Here is a 19387-nt window from a genome sequence, read left to right as displayed (position 1 = left end):
TTCATTATGACAATGACGTCTCACAAACAGAAAATTAGCGTCGCTTTCTGCGCCATTGCCCTCCCTTTTACCTGCTTCGCTGAGTCAGAGCTAGACTCAACTAGCGAAAAGCCGGAACTGACTGCTCCTGCTTGGTTTATTGAAATACCCTCTGTGCCCACAAAGTTTGATTGGCTACTCGTCCACAAGGGCGAACTGCTCGGAGGTGACATCATTGCCATGTACGACGAAAGAGTCGAGTTTGATAGTGATGAAGTGGGTGTTCACAAAGTAAAGATGAAGGACATCAAGGAGCTAAGAACCAAAGACATCATGCAACTTCGTTTTCTTGATGGCACCATCATTGAAGGCCATATTGTCATTGATGAAGAGAACGTCTATCTCATGGAGCTGCCTTCGGTCACCTATCCAAGAGAGAACATACTGTCTATTTCACCATCAGAGAAAAGTGGTGAAAGCTTATGGACTGGAGAACTTAGTGCTGGATTAAACTTTAAATCCGGGAACACTGAAAGCTTCGATTATTATATTGCCGGTGATCTCCGTTATCTGATTACTTCTGGGCGCTTTAACGTCACCTACAGAGGCGTCTACGAAGAGGTTCGCGAGGAAGTCAACGGCACCAGTATAACCACAGAAGACAATCATCGCTTTACCGCTAAATACGATCTTTACTACTCGAAGAAACTGTATTTCACCCTGCCCAGCTACGACCTCATTCTCGATGAATTTAGAAACATCGACCATCAGACCTCATTGGGTGTTGCGGTCGGCTATGAGGTCATCGACATCAAGGGCATGGATTTAGAAGTCTATGCCGGCCCAAGCGTTCAGTACACTCGCTTTGTGAATGTCGAGGCCGATGAGGATGACAAGGTGTTCTCTCCTGTGCTCGCCTTTGGTTTTGATTTTGAATATGACATCACCTCAGATATCGAATTCTTCCTGGTTTACGATGGCAAGGTGGTGAATCGGGAATCGGGTAGCTTTATCCAACGTATTGAGACTGGATTTGATATCGAGCTCATCGACGACTTTGACTTGGAGCTGATTACCGTTATCGACAACACCATTGACCCCATCGCCGATGAAGATGGAATTCAACCAGAAGCCACCGATGTTGTATTCACCGTCGGCATCGAATACGAATTTTAAGCTCGCAAGTGCTATACAACAGCATGATAAGCACATAAAATGTAACGATATTTCACAATTCAATAACGTGATACTTACCTGAAAATGGATGTCAGAGGTAACAATGAGCGACAACAAAGAAAATCAAACCGAAGCCGAAAAAACACAACCGGAAGCCGAGGCTCAACCTGCGACGGAGAAAGAAGCGGCTCAAGCGCCAGAGACACCTGCAGAAGAAATCCATGACCCAGTGAAGAAAATCACGCGCAATGTCTTTATCGTTGTTGGTCTTATCTTTGTTTGGTACTTATTTGCCGACAGACATACGCCTTGGACGGATGAGGCTCGCGTTCAAGCCTATGTGATCCCTATCATTCCTCAAGTTTCAGGCAAGATACTAGAAGTTAATGTTGCCCAAGACGATGTCATTGAGCGTGGCTCGCAGCTCTTCCGTATTGACCCTGCTGATTATGAGCTCAGTGTCGAACTGGCAGAATCGGAGTTAGAAATCGCCGGCCAAGAAATTGGCGCAGGGATGGCAAGTGTCGTCACAGCCCAAGCAGGTCTGGTTGAGGCTCAAACAAATCTAGAGCACGTCAATGTGCAAAGCGCACGTGTTTTCGAGCTAGAGCAGCGCAAGCTTTACTCCAAATCTGATGGCGATAAAGCGCGAGCTGCAATTAAGCAAGCTAAAGCACAAGTTCGCAGCGCCGAAGCAAACCTTGATAAAGCCAAACAGTCTCTTGGCCCTGAAGGGGCGGCAAACCCTAGGGTAAGAACCGCAGTAGCGAAACTCAAACAGACACAATTAGATCTCAGTAGAACCCGCGTACTTGCTCCGACTAACGGTGGCATCACTAACTTGCAGGTGGATGTGGGTTACTACGCCAATCCCGGCGCGCCAGTAATGACCTTCATCGATGCCGACGATTCTTGGATTGAAGCAAACCTTAAAGAAAACAACCTCGCAAATTTGAAGATTGGCGATCCCGTGGACATTTCTTTAGACATTACTCCGGGGAAAATCTACAAAGGAAAAGTACGCAGTATCGGCTTTGCTGTTGCAAGTGGCTCTACGGATGCTGTTGGCGGGTTGGTTACAGTAAATTCTGGCTCTGGCTGGCTTCGCGATCCGCAACGTTTCCCAGTGGTGATCTCTTTTGATGAAGAGCTGCCAAAGGGACTTCGCCGCGTAGGTGGTCAAGCTGACGTACAGTTTTATACCAGCGATAACTTTATATTAAATGGTATTGCGAAGGTCTATATCCGCCTGTTGAGCTGGATCTCTTATGTCTACTAAGAGCGACACTCCACGCTTTAGCATCCAGGTTGCATTGCAAGATGCAACCATGGTGCGACAGCTTCGATTTGCAGTAGGAGTCGCGGTCTCTGCTGCGATCGCCTACATCTTCAACTGGCCATTGGCATTCTTGTTCCCTATTTTCGCCACATTGTTGTTATCAATGCCTGTGCCTCAAATGACGCCAAAGCAACTGGGTGTTGGGCTATTGAACACGGTAAAGGGCTTCTGTTTTGGCCTGTTTTTCTCTGTAGTATTGATCAAGTTCCCAGTCATCTTCTTGATCTTAATGTTCATGGCCTTGTTCAACATCTATTACTATATCAACCGAGGCGGGTCGTTCTGGCTCACTCTAATGACCATGTTCTCAATGTTGATCCTACCTATGCTTACCTATATGTCTGAGGGTTTGGCCATTGGGTTTTCATTAGGATTTGTCGGTTCAGCATGGGCGGCAATGCTGTTCGTTTTTGTGTTGCATTTTATTTTGCCTGATACGAATAAGGTCACCTTGCCCTCACCTGCGCCATTTAAAAATGTCTACTCACCGGTAGCCGCTCAATTTGCTTTAAAAAGCACCTTAGTGGCCTTCCCGATCGTGGCATTTTGTATCACCTTTGCTCGCACCGATTTACTGCTAACCATGATTTTTGCGGCAATGTTTACCCTTAAACCCGAGCTTAGCGCCGGTAAAGAAGCAGGGCGTAACTCTCTTATCTCTACCATTTTGGGTGGCTTAATAGCCTTCGTGTTCTACTGGGGTTTAGTGGCAGTGCCGCTATTTCAGTTCTTCATCATCTTGATGTTTGGAATCGCGCTATTTATGGGAATGAACATCTTCTCATCCAACCCAAGAGGCAAATATTACGGCTCAGCGATGACCTGTATCATTGTTTTAATCAACGGTAATATGGGAGCCGACTCCGACTTTATCAGTGCGTTGAATTCTCGAATCTTCTTCATCTCCCTAGCGATTCTGTACGTTATTGTCGCGCTACGGGTGTTGGACGCCTTTGTGTTCAATAAAAAGAAAACCGCCTAAAAACAAAGCCAATAACGCAAAAAGCCAACAACTGAAAACAGTTGTTGGCTTTTTTAATGAGAGCGAAACTAGAGCAAAAGTTTAGAAATCCGCTGTCATACCCACATACCAAGTTCTTGGGTCGATGGCATAACCGCGAGAAGTTACTTCCACTTCATCAAAGCGCTCATCCGTTAGGTTATTCACGCCTGCACGCAGTCTAAACTGTTGATGAATCGAGTAGTTCACACCTAGATCAGCCGTCACATAGGAAGGGCGTGAGACATTATCGTCGTTAGAGATAATCGTTTCACCGGTGTAATTCACTCGCACGAAGGTATCAAGATCATTATTCACAGCCCAACCAAGTCGCGCCATCGCTGCATGATCAGGACGATCTTCTAGGGATTCATTAGTGGTTTTGTCTTCTGTATCAAGGAAGGTGTAGTTACCACGAAGGTTCACAGATTCGATGATCTCGTAGCTTGCCGTAAACTCAAACCCTTGGATAACCGCTTCATCAATATTCTTGTAGGTATAGATATCCTGACCATTGATGCTGCCAACTGGATTATCACGGTCTTGATCAATTAGGTTCTTGATTTCGTTGCGGAATACGCCTGTTTCAATCTGCCAGTTGGTCTCTACATAAGCCACAGAAGCTTCATAGCTGACACTGGTTTCAGGATCCAAGTCTGGGTTACCCACGACCTGACAGCTGCCTTTACAGCTATTGATGATGTTTTCTTCTGACAACTGTAGCAGTGTTGGTGCATTAAATGCCGTGCCCACACCACCCTTAATCGTGATCTTGTCACTGAAGTTGTTCACTAGGTAAGCCCTTGGGCTCCAATGTGCGCCAAAGTCATCATGCATGTCCACACGGGTACCATAGGTGAAGGTATAGTCATCAGCAAATGCCCATTGATCCTGCACAAATAGAGCATATTGGTTAACGCTTGCAGTACCGGTTTCGGTTAAGCTATCTGGATTGTTTAGCTCAGAATAGTTCCAGTCTGCACCCGATGTCACCGTATGATCGCCCCAGTAGGTGGTCGCGTGACCATCAACTGAGTGATTGACCTCATCGATATCGTAGTAGCCTAGAGTCGTGTTCTTGCTGTTGTAGTTATCCTTACTGACTACCGCATCACGATTATAGCGGAGTAAGCTGTCACCCCAATCCCATACACCATTGTAGGTAATTGCTTGGGTGTCACGCTTAACACGCTGATCTGATTCGGTTAAGCCTGAGGTTGATTCAATAATGCCCTCGCGGTCATCGTCAGAATAGGTGAAATCAAATGATAGGTCATGGTCTTGGTTGATGTACCACAACAAGCCACCCGTCACTGCCAGCGTATCACGCTCTTCAAGGGCGGTAGCCTCAGAGCGGTCGTAGTCACCGTTGCTGCCTGTTGCTGTCCCTGTATAAGGGTTCCAAGCATCACGAGCACTTTGACTGACAGAAAAGGACATAAATAAGGTATCGTCAATCAGTGCACCAGAGGTGTAAAGGCCGGTTGAGTACTCACCGCCATCATCATCGTCTCTGTAGCCATAGTCAGCATTAAACTGAGTACGCCATTCGTTATCCGGTTTCTTAGTAATCACGTTGATCACGCCGCCAAGGGCCTCAGAACCATACAGTGCCGACATTGGGCCACGGATCACTTCGATGCGTTGAATGCTTTCTTTTGGAATCGTTGATAGGTCAAAGTCATTCCCACGGAAAATAGCATTCGAAGAGCTGATTTTTCGACCATTAATCAGGATCATGGTGAACTTTGAGTCCATACCACGAATAGAGATCATCTCTCTACCAGCACGCCCACCATCCACTTGGCTCTCAACACCTGCGATATTCTTAACAAGATCATTAAGGGCTGTGCCAGGTTCTGCCATCAACTCTTCTTCTGTGATTACAGAGATGGTCGCTGGCGCTTCAATAACGGATGTTTCTGTATGTGTTGCTGTAACAACCATTTGCTCATCAGTTTCAATCGCTTCGTTAGCGTAAGCCGAAGAAGAAAGAACGGCGAGTATGGCAGTAGAGACTTTGGTGCGAGTTGACATGGATACCACTGTTTTGTGTAATAGTAATGATAATGTTTCGCATTAACATACTCGACAGTGGCTATAGTTAACAAACACAACCGAATTCATAAGGTGAATTGTTAGTATTCAGCTTATGAATAGTGCGCAATAATCAGACTATCCCTTTAGCTCACGCTATACACTTCTTTGATTAACTCTCTGAACCAAGTGCACATACCGTCGTTTTGAAAGCGTTTGTGCCAATACACATAGACCTGCTCTTTGTCTGAGCGTATATCTTCAGGCACCTCTTTTAGAATCAGCTTTCCAGTCTTGGCAACTTGCTTAGCGTAGGGAGTCGGTAAATGGAAGATGACATCACTACTTTCTGCAATAGAGGCGGCAAGGTTAAAATTGGTTAAAGAAATAGGCACATTCAGAGACTCGTCTCGTCCTAGGTAACCCTTTTCTCTCAATCGAGTTTGCAGATTAAAGCGCGTATCTCCATACAAAGAAATGCGCCCCATTGAGGCGGTTAATAGATCATCAACCTCTAACGTTTCTTTACTGGCCAAAGGATGAGTTTCACTCATCAATAAGCGAAAGTCTCGTTTTTGGATTGGCAAGCGATAGAGATTTTGCTGGCGATAGTCAGGCTGCGCTGTACTCATGACAAAGTGCACATCACCACTTTCTAATCCTGAAAAGTGATGTTGTGGTACGGTATCTACGGCCATATTCATATTGGGTGCACGCTCTCTCAGCTCAGAAAACAACTTAGGGACAAGCGCCGTAGCTTGAGGCACCAGAGCAAATAGCTTGATGGTCTTGGTTGAAGAGGCGGGATCAAAACTGTCCCCTTGCATCAAGGTTTCCAGTCCTTGCAGTACCTGATCCAGTTCCGATTGCAGCACCTTGCCTCGCTCAGTAATCTGATAGCCTTCACCTGAACGAATAAGAAGTTCATCGTTAAACACGACTCGCAGTTTATGTAGAGCGCGGCTTACTGCTGGCTGACTCATTCCCAAGGACAGTGCCGTGTTGGAAACATGTTTCTCTTCAAGGAGTTGCTTTAGTACCACCAGCAGGTTCAGATCTAACTGGCCAGTATTCAATATGCGCATAGTGATTATTCCAAATATATATTTGACGGATTTTATGCATTTGATAACTTATGTCAATTGAAATTAATTCTCATTTGTAATTAAACAGGTTGTGATATTAGCACTATGTTAAAAAATAAAACCATAAAGCATCTAGTGACCTCCTTATCCGTTCTTTGCTCAGTCCTTTTACCACAAGCGATTCAAGCTAAAGAAATCACCCACACAATGGGAACTATCGAAATTAATCAAACACCAAAGCGTGTGGTGGTTTTGGGCCATGGTAGCCTAGATATTCTGGATGAATTAGGCGTTAAGCCTGTTGGTGTTGTAAAGCCTCTGCTTCCACACTTTATCTCTCAATATGCAGGGAACGAATATGAAACGGTTGGCTCTCTGAAAGAGCCAAACTTTGAGAGCATCTACATGCTTAAGCCGGACATCATCATTGCCGAAGGTCGTCAGGCGGCAATGTATAAAGAACTAAGCCAGATTGCACCGACCTACCTGTTCCAGATCGATAACAAAGACTATTGGAAGACTACTCAGCACCATTGGCGTGTTTTGGGTGACATTTTTGATAAGCAAGACATCGCTGAGTCGCTTATCAAGAATACCGATGAAAGAATGCAAAACGTTCATGCCCTAGCAAGCAAAGAAAACCTTCGTACTTTGGCTGTGATGAACAATGGCAACAATCTGGCCATGTATGGTGAGCAGAGTCGCTTCTCAATCATATTTGAAGACTTTGGCTTTAAATCAGCAAGCGCGCCATCGACCAAACCGACAGGTCCTCACGGAAATCTCATCTCCTTTGAATACATTGCTCAAGCGAAACCTGACGCAATGATTATTCTCGATAGAGAACAAGCTATTGGCACCAGTAACGGCCGTGCGCAAGCCCTATTTGATAATGCCCTAGTGCATAGCACTCCTGCCTATAAGCATGAAAAGGTGGTCTTTATGGACCCAGCAGCTTGGTACCTAAGTGCTGGCGGATATAAAGCAACACACATCATGATTGATGATGTTGAATCTGTTCTGTAGTAGGTTCTAAACGACTAATCAGATGAAAGTACATCACTATCTGTCTGCGCTGGCCTTAATTGTATTAGGGTCAGCCTCTTTGTTTATTGGCGTTGCCAGCATGAACTTGTCTGCTCTGATTGAGGGAGACAGTCACGCTTGGCACATCCTATTTGAGAGCCGACTTCCACGTCTCATTGCTATTTGCCTTGCAGGGGCTGGCCTGAGTATTGCCGGTCTCATCATGCAGCAAATCGTGCAAAACCGCTTTGCCGCTCCCTCAACCACCGGCACCATAGACTGTGCACTATTGGGCTATGTATTGAGCCTAGTGGTTTTCTCCGATATCAGCGGCTGGGCGCACCTTGCGCTTATTTTCACCTTCTCAGTAATCGGTACTCTAGTCTTCGTCCGCTTCTTGCAGAGTCTGAAATTCAAGAATGCCATGCTAGTGCCTCTTATCGGCATCATGTACGGCAACGTCATCTCGGCGCTAACCACATTTGTTGCTTATAAATATGACCTAGTGCAGAGCATGTCGTCTTGGACAGTGGCGAATTTTGCCTCTGTACTGCAGGGCAACTACGAGTTTCTCTACTTAGCCATACCTGCATCCTTGCTTGCATATGGGTTTGCCAGCCAGTTTAGCGCGGCCAGTATTGGCGAAAGCTTTGCGAAAAACATTGGTCTGAACTATCAAAAAATCGTCTTTATCGGCGTGTTGTTGGTGGCCGTACTTTCTTCATCAGTAGTCATGATTGTGGGCGTCATCCCCTTCCTTGGGCTGATTGTTCCCAACCTGGTGTCTATGTTTGTTGGCGATAATATGCGCAAGAATCTGCCATGGACAGCGTATACCGGGATCATGCTAGTGCTGGCCTGCGATGTGTTAGGGCGAGTGATCTTATTCCCTTATGAAATCCCTATTTCAATGGTGATCAGCATCTTGGGCGGTGTGGTCTTCATCCACCTAATATTGAAGGATAAGAGCAATGCGTGATTCGACCAAACTTGCCCTCATCCTAGGGTTCTCTTTACTGTTTATTGGTTACTTTCTTGGCAAAGGACTGACCGTCGACAACTATCAGTTCTTCCTGTCACGCCGCATACCAAAGGTGCTGGCCATCGTATTAGCTGGCATGGCGATTGCCGCCTCGTCCTTAGTGTTCCAGACGGTCACTAATAACCGAATTTTGACCCCGTCAATCCTCGGCTTCGACGCGCTGTACATCATGATTCAAGTGATCTTGGTGGCAAGCTTCGGCGGACTAAGCCTCTGGATCACAGACGCCAAGATCAATTTTGTGCTTTCAACTTCGATTATGGCGGTATTGGCGACATTCTTGTTTGGACTGTACTTCAAGAAGCAAAGAACCAATATCTTTACCCTACTGTTGATCGGCGTGGTGTGTGGCAGCTTATTTAATAGTGTCACTGGTTTTTTCACTATGGTGATAGACCCTGACGAGTTTATCGCTATCCAAAATTCGATGTTTGCCAGCTTCAACAATGTCAGCACAGAATTAGTGTATTGGTGCACCCTTCCCTTATTGGCGTGCATTGCCTACCTCTATCGATATGCCTCGCAACTGGACGTGCTTTGGCTGGGTGTGGACAACGCCAAAAGCCTAGGTGTAGACACTGCAAAGCTCACTAAAAAAGTCATGTTCGTTACCACCTTACTAGTCTCGATATCGACGGCGCTAGTGGGTCCGGTACTGTTTCTTGGCCTTATTGTAGTGAGTCTGACTCGGCAAATATTCACCGGTTTCCAGCACCGATTTCTCATCGCTAGCAGTTGTGTGGTCTCTATTGCACTACTGATCAGTGGTCAGTGGCTGGTTGAGCACTTACTCGATTTTCAGACCACCATCAGCGTTATTATTAACTTTGTCGGCGGAAGTTACTTCCTGAGCCTACTCGTACGAAACAAGATCAGCTAACCATGATTAAAATTACTGGACTAAGTAAGAAATACAACGACAAATACGTTGTTAATAATGCAGACGCCCTCTTCCCGGTTGGTGAAGTTACCAGCATCATTGGCCCTAATGGCGCAGGAAAAAGTACATTACTGTCGATGGCAAGTCGCCTGACCGATAGTGATGCTGGGCAAGTGTTAATCGCTGAAAAGCCCCTATCTCAATGGGACACTCAAGCATTGGCAAAACGCCTAGCGGTGCTGCGTCAAAGCAATAACATCAATATGCGTTTTACCGTGCGTGAATTGGTTGCTTTTGGTCGCTTTCCTCACAGCAATGGTCGACTCACCCTTACTGACGAAGAGATCATTGACCGCGCTCTAAAGCAACTCGACATCATCGATATTCAAGACCGCTTTCTAGACCAACTCTCCGGTGGCCAAAGACAAATGGCCTTTATTGCCATGGTAGTGGCGCAAGATACGGACTATATCTTCCTTGATGAACCGCTAAACAACCTTGATATCAAGCATTCAGTGGCCATCATGAAGTCGCTGCAAAAGCTTGCTCACGAATCTGGAAAAGCGGTGGTTATTGTTATTCACGACATCAACTTTGCATCGGTTTATTCCGATAACATCATCGCCATGAAACTCGGAGAGGTGATAGTGCAAGGTAAAACTGAGCAAGTGATTGATGCCGAAACCCTCAGCGGGATTTACGAGATAGACTTTACTATCAGTGAAGCCAACGGGCAGAAAATTTGCCTGTATTACAGCTAGCAAAATAATGCATTGTGGATAGCTACTCTTTATCAAAGCTATCCACAACAATCGCCCCCATTGATGCAGGCATGGTAATGACAATGACACGCTTTAGTGACGTCATTGGGTCAGTGAGCAGTGGTAGCTTATCTAGACAAAATAGCACTAAACTCACCACCAGCGCCGTTATAACGTAGGCGATAAAGATACGAAACAGAAATACAAACAGCCGATGACGAACGTTCTTTTGAAACACGCTCTGATAGGTAAACACCCCTAGAAATATCACCGATAATGCAAACAACATCATCAAGTTTCCCAGTGGTAAGGTTTCCCCTAACCGCCAAGCCTCTTCAGAAAATGAAATAGGCACCGCAAGAGCAAATGCTCCGACAAATACCTGACTGGCATCCTCCATATTGAAGCTGAATTTCATCGACTCTCTCCAATAGCCCATTGGCTCAAATAGCGATGCGTTTTATCGCTGTTGGCCTGATTTTATTAACTGGATTAATGCTAGTTGCTGCAAGGCTAACGCACAAAGGTGACTTACAAATCAATTCGTTATCTCGCATTTGTTTAGGCAAAAAAAGAGAGGCTGTGTGCCTCTCTTTTGCTATTTTGATGCGCTAGTTACTTGTAAGGCGCTTCAACAACGACCTTCACTTTATCTCCAGATTTAAGCGCTTCAGTCTCATCAACGGCGTTCATTACCGCTAAGAGTTCGGCTGAGGTCTTACTGTTCGTTGCTTTATACACAGTATCGATTGTCTCGCCTTGCTTAGCATCAACCACCTTAAGCTCTAATTGAGTAATAGAGGCCAATTCTTCCTCTGTCATTGGACGGAAAGTGCTAGCGCTATCATTGGCAACCTTCTGCTTCTCCTCGGTAGAGATAGTCACGATCTGATAGGTATCAATACCTAGATTAACCCAACCGCGAGTCATGTAACTGGTGCCCTGCTTTTGCTCGTTGGTAAGGGTGATACTGTAGATTGAATTGCCCCAGTCCAGTTTCTTCTCATCGACATCTAGCTCCGTGTTATAGCGACGCTTAAGCTCGTTCTGGAAGCGAAGCGCATGTTCTTTGGCACTAAACTCGTTAGACGCAAGACTCAATACAACTGCTGCATCTTGTTCTTTATCCACCGCTGCTACAGCGGCAGCTTGATTGACGGTTTGCCACTCTTCAGGGAAGTCGATAACAAATTTCATATCAGGCTGTAAAAAGGTTTGCTCTCTAAACAACCCCTTACCTGGATTTTCTCCAACCAATAAGCCATCGATTTGAGAAACGAAATCTTTGTGGATTGGTGCCAATTCAGCCACCTTGAGATCTTTGGCTACCTTTTTTACGTCGGATACACGATCTGGCGTATAGGGGTGAGAATCAAAATAGCTTTTTTCCGATTCTTGCTTGGTTTGGATCTCTACCGCTCGGTTAAGACGGAACAAGATACTGTTCATCGCAAGAGGGTTATAGCCCGCTTTGGCTGCCAGTTGAATACCGAGTCTATCCGCGTCACTTTCATGGCCACGACTGTAGCCTGCCATCAACAAGCTATTGCTGGTCGTGATTGGTGCATTAATAAGGTCGCCGAGATCCTCGTTGATAACCCCCCCAACAATATTACCCGGCAGCTCAACAAGACCTGGAAGCACGCTCGATTGCATCTGTTTCACAGAGTGACGCTCGGTCACGTGGATAATCTCGTGCGCCATTACACAGGCGAGTTCATCTTCATTATTCACTAGGCTAAGCAGTCCACGTGATACAAAGATGTAGCCACCAGGAAGCGCAAAGGCATTTGGGATGGCGTCATCAACGATCTTGAACTGGAATTCAAATTCAGGGTTTTCAATGTGGCTGACTAAACGAGCACCAATTTGCTGTACGTACGCTTCCATCTCATTTTTATCGTACACGCCCATTTGCATTTCAACCGCTGCCGCATTTTGCGCGCCAACTTCTCTATCATAATCCGTGCTGACACTACATGCCGCCAAGCCAAGTGCTACCGCTGAAACTATGAATGTTCTCGCTACATTCTTCTCTACAAAAAAATTCATATCGTCCTTGCTTAACATTTTGTTTCATATCTCTCGATAATAACAAAAGTTCATCATCAAGATAGTTGTTCAATCCACTATTTCGAAATCCTTGGCAGTAATCTCATGACATTGCTGAAATTAACGACACAAATAACGAAAAAACCAAACAAATCATAGACTCATATTGACTGACACCATTCAAGTTCCTAGCCTATTAGAAACATCCAGTGAGAACTATCATGACTGACACCAATTCATCTATTTTTAATCCCGAACTTTGGGAAACTGTACCCGGCTTTGACTTCGAAGATATTACCTATCACCGAAGTAAGACCCAAGGAACTGTTCGCATAGCCTTTGACCGCCCCGATTGCCTCAATGCCTTCCGCCCTAGAACGGTAGACGAGCTGTATACCGCACTTGATCACGCAAGGCAGTGGTCAGACGTAGGCTGTGTATTATTGACCGGTAATGGTCCTTCTAAAAAAGGCCAGTGGTCTTTTTCTTCTGGTGGAGATCAACGTATTCGTGGCAAAGATGGCTATAAATACGAGGGTGATGGCGAGAACGTAGCAGATGTCGCACGTATGGGGCGCTTACATATCCTAGAGGTTCAGCGTTTAATTCGCTTTATGCCAAAGGTCGTCATTGCCGTCGTTCCAGGCTGGGCCGTGGGTGGTGGGCATAGTTTGCATGTAGTGTGTGACCTGACACTTGCCTCAAAAGAACATGCTGTCTTTAAGCAAACCGATCCTGATGTCGCGTCCTTTGATTCTGGTTACGGTTCCGCTTATCTGGCCAAAATGATTGGCCAAAAACGTGCTCGAGAGATCTTTTTCTGCGGCTTTGATTACACCGCTCAAGAAGCCTATGACATGGGCATGGTGAACAAGGTCATCGATCATATCGATCTTGAAACAGAAGCACTGCGCTGGGCAGCCGAAATCAACAGTAAATCCCCTACTGCTATGCGTATGCTGAAATATGGTTTCAACCTGCCTGATGATGGTTTGGTTGGTCAGCAACTGTTTGCCGGTGAAGCCACTCGCCTAGCTTACGGTACTGATGAAGCACAAGAAGGTCGCGATGCATTCCTTGAGAAACGCGCGAAGGATTTCACTAAGTTCCCTTGGCACTATTAATAGCGATTTCTACTAACAACTTTTGAGAAGATTAATTTTATTTAATCTTCTCTCCATCTTGGGTTTATCTCGGTCTTTTATAGTAATTGCATATCGAGAGACATGGAGTGAAACGAAAGTGAAACATAAAAACAAGCGCGGACTACTGGTATGTGCAACAGCTTATGCGTTTCTATTTTCTGTCACCCATGCCCTTGCTCATTATTTTACAGTGACTACCTAGCCGAGGAAAACAAACATGAAACTACTTAAAACCGGACTATTTGCCAGCCTTCTTGCTGTTGTGCCATTCGTTCATGCAGACGACCAACAAGAAGCAGCGCTAAGCCTAATGGCGATCAACTCTGGCTCTGCCACCCTAGTGAACTTAGCCCCAGAGGTTCGCACTATCTCAACGGGAGTGGTTACTGAGGTAGAGTTAGATGACTACAAAGACACTATGTTCGCGTACAAATTTAAGGTTGTTGACCTAAATGAAGGCTTTGAACATAAGATGAGCTACTCAGTGCAAGATGGTGCGCTACTTAGACACCAATCTGAAAGCCTCACCACTCTTGGTTTCAGTGACTTAGATGACGATGAGCGCTACGCTATTGAGCAAGTACAAAAGGCCGAGTTTGATATTCTGAAAAAGCTGACCGAGCTGGAAGAAAAATATTCAGCTAAGGCTTTAGAAGTCGAACTTGAAAGCAAAAAAGGCATCGTCTTTTATGAGGTCGAGCTAGCAAGCACTGAGCAAGGCAAGCAAAAGCTTCTGATTAATGTTGCTACTGGTGAAGAAATCCCAGTAATGAAGAACAAGAAGCATAAATAAGGACAATCTAAGTGAAGGTATTGGTGATCGAAGATGACAAGGATACTCGAGAGTATCTTTGTCAATCACTCAAACAGCAAGGCTATGAGGTAGATAGCGCAGATAATGGGCAGGATGGTTTGTTTCTTGCCCTTGAAGGCGAGTATCAAGTGATCGTGCTCGATCGCATGTTGCCCTCTATTGACGGCCTCACCTTACTTTCCACTTTACGAGCAGCAAATACCACTGCTCGAGTACTTATCCTTAGCGCACTAGATAGTGTAGATGAACGAGTAAAAGGGCTGAAACAGGGGGGAGATGACTACTTAACCAAGCCCTTCGCGTTAGCAGAACTAATAGCCCGTGTAGAGATCCTAGCAAGCAGAGCGGTGTCGTCATCCGCCCCATCGATTCAGAGCCAGCTTCGCAATGGTCATATTCAGTTAGACCTGTTGTCACAAGAGGTCTTTGTTGCTTCGCAAAAGGTTAACCTGCAAGCCAAAGAGTTTAAGCTACTGCGCTACTTGGTAGAACACGCCGGGCAAGTAGTGACGCGCTCGCTATTGTTTGAAGCGGTATGGGATTACAATTTTGACCCTCAAACCAATGTCATAGACGTACACATTGCGCGCCTGAGAAAGAAGCTAGAAATTGAAGGGCAACCTAACCTTATTGAAACGGTACGCGGCGCTGGTTATCGGATGGTAAAAGCGACATGAATAACCTGCTCGCTCAAGGCAAGGCATTGGTGATCAACACCTGGCGTCGTCACTCTCTGTGGCGACTCTCTTTGTCTATAGCAATCATGCTTTGGCTTGCCGTAGCAGTCGCACTATTCACCATCTACCAACTGAGCATACAGCCGCTGATACAGTCACGTCAGCAAATCCTGCTACAACACGCCCAGCAGTTGTTAAGCGCCAGTGAAACTAATGCACCTAGCACCCTGCCCGACCTTCTTGATGACACCCTTTACGACCCACAAGGCATTATTACAGTATTGCGAAGTGACACAGGCGAGATCTATGGATCCCTCAATCATTTCCCAAGCACGCTACCGTCATGCCCAACACTCAAGCCGTTTCCTGTTGTCCGTGGCAACAGTGGCAACCTCTCTTTATTGGAAGGCTGCCAGTTTGAAATGGACGGTTATTCTGTTCTGGTTGCCACCGATAGCGAATACCTATGGCAGGTACGTGAAAACTTTGAAAATGCCGCTATCGTGGTGCTCATTTGTGCCTTTTTCATCGCACTAATCCCAAGCTGGATAATACGCCGCAAGATGAAGTCACAATTATCCGGCATACACTCTGTGGTTTCTCAGATAGAGAAAGGGCGTTTTGGGGGCAGAATTCAAACCAATAACTCTCATGATGAGTGGGATAACATCGCGCACTACATCAATGCTATGTTGGATGAAATCGAGTCATCAATTACGCAGATCCAAGGGGTGACAGACGCTATTGCTCACGATCTGAGAACGCCCCTTACTCGTATCAAAAACCGCCTATCCATCTTAGAAAGCGGTGCTGAACACAGACAACAAACTGATGAACAAATGACCCAGATCCAACAAGAGTTTGATGACCTACTGCAAACCTTCAATGCCATGCTTGAACTCAGTAAGCTGGAGAATATCGGCGATAAAAGCCAGTTTGTGGAGTTAGACCTGTCTCGCATCATTCAAGATGCAGCTGAACTTGCCGAGGCGCAACTAGAAGAAAAACAGCAAACACTCTCTATAGACCTCTCTCCTGTGGCCATGAAAGGTGAGCCATCCTTGCTGTTTCGCTTGATCTACAACCTGCTCGATAATGCCTATAAGTATTGTCCCAATCAGGCACATGTCAGTATACAGCTATCCCAAGACGCTCTCATTATCCAAGACAATGGCCCTGGCGTGCCTAAGGATCAACAGCAGAAAATCATGCAGCGCTTATACCGTGCGGACAAATCTCGAAACACCCCAGGGCATGGACTTGGACTCGCATTAGTGGCGGTAGTAGCAAAACTGCATGAGATGGATATCGATGTTGGTTTTAGCGATTCAATACAAGAAACTGGCCTTAAGATCGTCTTTCACATTCCTAACACAAAAGGCTAAGAAAAAGTCATACAAGCTTGGTATACTGCTAGATGAACCCTCGGTTCAATTTCTAATTTAGCACGATGATTCTCCTTCTAATGCTCATCGCGTATACCAAGCCGGACACCCATGACTCAGCTATTTCGTAAAAAGCCTATTTTTCTCGCCTGTTTGATCATCAGTATTGGTCAGTTGAGTATGGGTCTCGTTTTTCCCTCTCTTCCGTGGATTGCCAAAGATTTCTCCATCACATTGGATCAGGCTCAATTGCTAGTAGGTATTTACTTACTTGGATTTGGGCCTTCGCAATTCATCTATGGCCCCATTTCCGATGCTCTTGGCCGTAAAAAAGTGCTTTTGAGTGGATTGTTGATTGCCATGCTAGGGTTGGGAGCCATTATCCTGTATTCCGACTCATTCCACGCCATGGTGTTGGGTCGTTTCCTACAAGGGTTAGGTACAGGGTGCTGTGCCGTTCTGGCAAGGGCATCAACCCGCGATAGCTACACCGGTTCACAATTGCCTACGGCACTTTCTTACATCGCCATGGTTGCCTCGCTCACTCCATTAGTCGCTCCCGTCATCGGTGGTTTTATTAACCACTACTTTGGCTGGGGCATGGTGTTTATCTCTTTGCTTTGTTATGTCGCAGTCGCTTGGCTAGTGCTCATGATGAACTTTAAGGAGACGATGTTAGACAAGCGCAAGGTTCCTTCTGTGGGGTCTATGATAGCGCAATACAAAGAATTGCTCGGTTCACGCTACTTCATTAGCTTTTCTAGTATCTCATGGCTCAACTTTAGCCTAGTGGTGACCACTGTTTCCTTGATGCCCTTCATCATGCAAAACCAAATTGGCATGACCTCAGATCAATACGCTTTGTGGGCATTGATCCCAACGGCAGGAATGCTGATTGGTACCTCTTTGAGTAACCGACTCAGGCCAGCCATTGGCATCCATAAAACCCTACGAATCACCCCGTTTCTGCAAATGATTGGCGCTATTTGGCTGATATTCTGCCCGTTAGAGCCTCTATGGTTGATGATCGGGCAACTGTTTATGGTGCTGGGCAATGGTTTAGCTCTGCCCTGTGCACAGGCCATGATAATGCAGCCATACGGACGTAAAGCCGGCGTTGCGGCGGCAATGTCGGGCGGCGGACAAATGATGATTTCTTCGATTGTTAGTATGGGATTGATGGCCCTTGGGCTCACCCAAGCATGGCAACTTGGTTGTGTCATTGCACTGTTTTCAATTATTACCTACGGCAATATCTACCGAGGCTTCAAGAGTGAAGTGCCAAACGGATAATGGATCAAAAAAGGCGCTTAAAGAAGCGCCTTTTAAATTCAGCTATGACTCATCCTAAATCTAAACGTCAATAGTACGAATCACTTTACAGGGATTGCCTGCAGCTACGACGTTAGCCGGGATATCTTTCACAACCACACTGCCCGCGCCAATAACCGCGTTTTCGCCTATGGTCACCCCAGGGCAGACAATCACGCCACCACCAAGCCAGACATTATTGCCAATCTTAATAGGCAAGCCAAACTCAATCCCCACTTCGATGCGCTGTATTGGATCAACCGGGTGACCTGCCGTGTATATTTGCACGTTAGGAGCGAACATCACGTTGTCGCCAATCTCTACCGTATTCACATCTAAGATGACGCAATTGAAATTGGCATAGAAATTTTTGCCCAGCTTGATGTTAGAGCCGTAGTCACAGCGAAACGGTGGCTCAATATAAGCATCACCGCTTCCTGGGATCAGATTTTCTAAAGTAGAACGCCAGTTCGGTGTTCCAGGTAAGGTCTCATTAAATTTTTTTACCGCCTTACGACAGTGTGTTCTTTCTGCGAGAAGTTCCTCATCCCATGCTTCATACGCCTCTCCAGCCAGCATCTTTTCTTTTTCAGTTTTCATTACTACTACCGATGAAATAGATCGAACCAGCAATATGCAAAAAGAGGGTTCTAAAGGCGAGAATTGAATTTCAGAATATCGAACATGGTCACGCTCTGTAGTTATGAAGTGTGAGGCTAGAGTTATGGGGAGGGGACGTAAAAAAGGCAGCTACTGCTGCCTCTTTCTTACTGGTCTTTATTTGGTGAGTAAACACCCTTTAAATATTCATCTTTTTCTTGCCACACAGTATTGAGCCATCGGTGGAAACCGCGCTTAAACACTTTGTCATTAAAGTAATCGCCACGCAGATTCTCATCAATATCAAACACTCGAATATTCACCACAACCTTAGTCAGACGTCCCTTCAATAAGTCGTTAAATGGGTCTTCGCGGTTCTCAGGGTAAGCAAGAGTGACATCCACTACCCCGTCCAATAACTCGTTCATAGCGTTAAGGGTAAATGCAACGCCACCAGTTTTTGGCTTCAACAGGTGTTGATAAGGGGTCTTCGCCGTCGCCATTTTCTCTGGATTAGCACGAGTGCCTTCAGCAAAACTGATCATGGTCGTAGGTACACGTCGAAACTTCTCACACGCCTTGTTAATCGCATCAAAATCATCGTTACGACGCTCAGGATTACGCACCAAAAACTCATGGGAGTGGCGACGCATAAACGGCATGTCGAGACCCCAGCATGCTAAGCCAACAAAAGGAACGTATAAAAGGCTATGCTTAAGCAAGAACTTACCCATAGGGATCTTATCTTTCATCACCGAAGATAAGATGACGATATCAGCCCAGCTAAGGTGATTGGAGATCAGTAAATACCACTGCTCAGTGGAAAGGTTTTCTCCCCCCTCAATCTGCCAATCAATCTTGTTATTGACATTGAGTAGCCACAGATTAATCGTTGCCCAAAGCCACATCTGCTTGTTGGCCAGTTTGCTCATTGAGACTTTGACGCCGGCGAATGGCAAGACTATTTTGATAATTGCCAGAATACTGACGACAAACGAGGTGTAAGCAGTATTAAACATGACCAAGAAAACATTCATGATCATCTGAAGATTTTTAAGCATTTGCTGAGTCCGTAGCA

General features: G+C 45.7%; 18 protein-coding genes. 12 read left to right on the top strand and 6 right to left on the bottom strand.

Going from position 1 to position 19387, the window contains the following annotated elements; all coding sequences use genetic code 11:
* Window positions 1-6 precede the first annotated feature (6 nt).
* From A6E01_RS04935 to A6E01_RS04925, 3 genes are all read left to right on the top strand, one after another.
* Window positions 7-1155, top strand: a complete 1149-nt coding sequence (locus tag A6E01_RS04935) for a DUF481 domain-containing protein (protein WP_065209712.1) — start codon at window positions 7-9, stop codon at window positions 1153-1155.
* A gap of 103 nt (window positions 1156-1258) precedes the next feature.
* Entirely contained in the window at window positions 1259-2434 is a 1176-nt protein-coding gene (locus A6E01_RS04930) for an HlyD family secretion protein (protein ID WP_017029715.1), read from the top strand.
* Window positions 2424-3476, top strand: a complete 1053-nt coding sequence (locus tag A6E01_RS04925) for a DUF2955 domain-containing protein (protein ID WP_017029714.1) — start codon at window positions 2424-2426, stop codon at window positions 3474-3476. The genes A6E01_RS04930 and A6E01_RS04925 overlap by 11 nt, the downstream gene beginning before the upstream one ends.
* A gap of 81 nt (window positions 3477-3557) precedes the next feature.
* Here the strand turns inward: A6E01_RS04925 and A6E01_RS04920 are convergent, their stop codons facing one another.
* A complete protein-coding gene (locus tag A6E01_RS04920; protein ID WP_017029713.1) occupies window positions 3558-5531 on the bottom strand; it encodes a TonB-dependent receptor domain-containing protein in 1974 nt (657 codons plus the stop codon).
* A gap of 146 nt (window positions 5532-5677) precedes the next feature.
* The gene (locus tag A6E01_RS04915) at window positions 5678-6616 is read right to left on the bottom strand and encodes a LysR substrate-binding domain-containing protein (protein WP_017029712.1); all 939 of its coding nucleotides are present in this window, start codon (window positions 6614-6616) and stop codon (window positions 5678-5680) included.
* Between the two features lie 105 nt (window positions 6617-6721).
* Here A6E01_RS04915 and A6E01_RS04910 point away from each other — a divergent pair, with 105 nt between their 5' ends.
* From A6E01_RS04910 to A6E01_RS04895, 4 genes are read left to right on the top strand one after another with little or no spacing between them, the layout of a single operon-like run.
* Window positions 6722-7642 (top strand): siderophore ABC transporter substrate-binding protein, encoded by a 921-nt coding sequence (locus A6E01_RS04910; RefSeq protein ID WP_206191626.1) that lies wholly within the window; start codon window positions 6722-6724, stop codon window positions 7640-7642.
* A 22-nt stretch (window positions 7643-7664) separates the two neighbouring features.
* Complete coding sequence (locus A6E01_RS04905) at window positions 7665-8621, top strand: ABC transporter permease (RefSeq protein WP_065209710.1); 957 nt, start codon at window positions 7665-7667, stop codon at window positions 8619-8621.
* A complete protein-coding gene (locus A6E01_RS04900) occupies window positions 8614-9564 on the top strand; it encodes an iron chelate uptake ABC transporter family permease subunit (protein ID WP_065209709.1) in 951 nt (316 codons plus the stop codon). Before A6E01_RS04905 ends, A6E01_RS04900 begins: the two co-directional genes overlap by 8 nt.
* Window positions 9565-9566: 2 nt before the next feature.
* Entirely contained in the window at window positions 9567-10325 is a 759-nt protein-coding gene (locus A6E01_RS04895; RefSeq protein WP_017029708.1) for an iron ABC transporter ATP-binding protein, read from the top strand.
* A 22-nt stretch (window positions 10326-10347) separates the two neighbouring features.
* Here A6E01_RS04895 and A6E01_RS04890 read toward each other — a convergent pair whose 3' ends face one another.
* Window positions 10348-10743, bottom strand: a complete 396-nt coding sequence (locus tag A6E01_RS04890) for a DUF2391 family protein (protein ID WP_017029707.1) — start codon at window positions 10741-10743, stop codon at window positions 10348-10350.
* Window positions 10744-10940: 197 nt separating this feature from the next.
* Entirely contained in the window at window positions 10941-12377 is a 1437-nt protein-coding gene (locus A6E01_RS04885) for a M48 family metalloprotease (RefSeq protein WP_237334498.1), read from the bottom strand.
* Between the two features lie 221 nt (window positions 12378-12598).
* Here A6E01_RS04885 and A6E01_RS04880 point away from each other — a divergent pair, with 221 nt between their 5' ends.
* The 5 genes from A6E01_RS04880 to A6E01_RS04860 all read left to right on the top strand — a co-directional run bounded on the left by A6E01_RS04880 (window position 12599) and on the right by A6E01_RS04860 (window position 17691).
* Window positions 12599-13501: a 1,4-dihydroxy-2-naphthoyl-CoA synthase gene (locus A6E01_RS04880; protein WP_065209707.1), complete on the top strand. Its 903-nt coding sequence runs from the start codon at window positions 12599-12601 to the stop codon at window positions 13499-13501.
* 238 nt (window positions 13502-13739) lie between these two features.
* Complete coding sequence (locus A6E01_RS04875) at window positions 13740-14315, top strand: PepSY domain-containing protein (RefSeq protein ID WP_065209706.1); 576 nt, start codon at window positions 13740-13742, stop codon at window positions 14313-14315.
* An 11-nt stretch (window positions 14316-14326) separates the two neighbouring features.
* Window positions 14327-15013: a response regulator transcription factor gene (locus A6E01_RS04870; RefSeq protein ID WP_065209705.1), complete on the top strand. Its 687-nt coding sequence runs from the start codon at window positions 14327-14329 to the stop codon at window positions 15011-15013.
* A complete protein-coding gene (locus tag A6E01_RS04865) occupies window positions 15010-16398 on the top strand; it encodes a HAMP domain-containing sensor histidine kinase (protein WP_017029701.1) in 1389 nt (462 codons plus the stop codon). Before A6E01_RS04870 ends, A6E01_RS04865 begins: the two co-directional genes overlap by 4 nt.
* A 111-nt stretch (window positions 16399-16509) precedes the next feature.
* Window positions 16510-17691 (top strand): multidrug effflux MFS transporter, encoded by a 1182-nt coding sequence (locus A6E01_RS04860; protein WP_065209704.1) that lies wholly within the window; start codon window positions 16510-16512, stop codon window positions 17689-17691.
* 60 nt (window positions 17692-17751) lie between these two features.
* Here A6E01_RS04860 and A6E01_RS04855 read toward each other — a convergent pair whose 3' ends face one another.
* Both A6E01_RS04855 and A6E01_RS04850 read right to left on the bottom strand, forming a co-directional pair.
* Complete coding sequence (locus tag A6E01_RS04855; protein WP_017029699.1) at window positions 17752-18309, bottom strand: sugar O-acetyltransferase; 558 nt, start codon at window positions 18307-18309, stop codon at window positions 17752-17754.
* Between the two features lie 167 nt (window positions 18310-18476).
* Complete coding sequence (locus A6E01_RS04850; RefSeq protein ID WP_017029698.1) at window positions 18477-19370, bottom strand: acyltransferase; 894 nt, start codon at window positions 19368-19370, stop codon at window positions 18477-18479.
* Window positions 19371-19387: the final 17 nt, after the last annotated feature.

Source organism: Vibrio breoganii (genome assembly GCF_001677275.1).
Classification (GTDB): Bacteria; Pseudomonadota; Gammaproteobacteria; order Enterobacterales; family Vibrionaceae; genus Vibrio; species Vibrio breoganii.
This window is presented reverse-complemented; position numbering and strand designations above follow the sequence as displayed.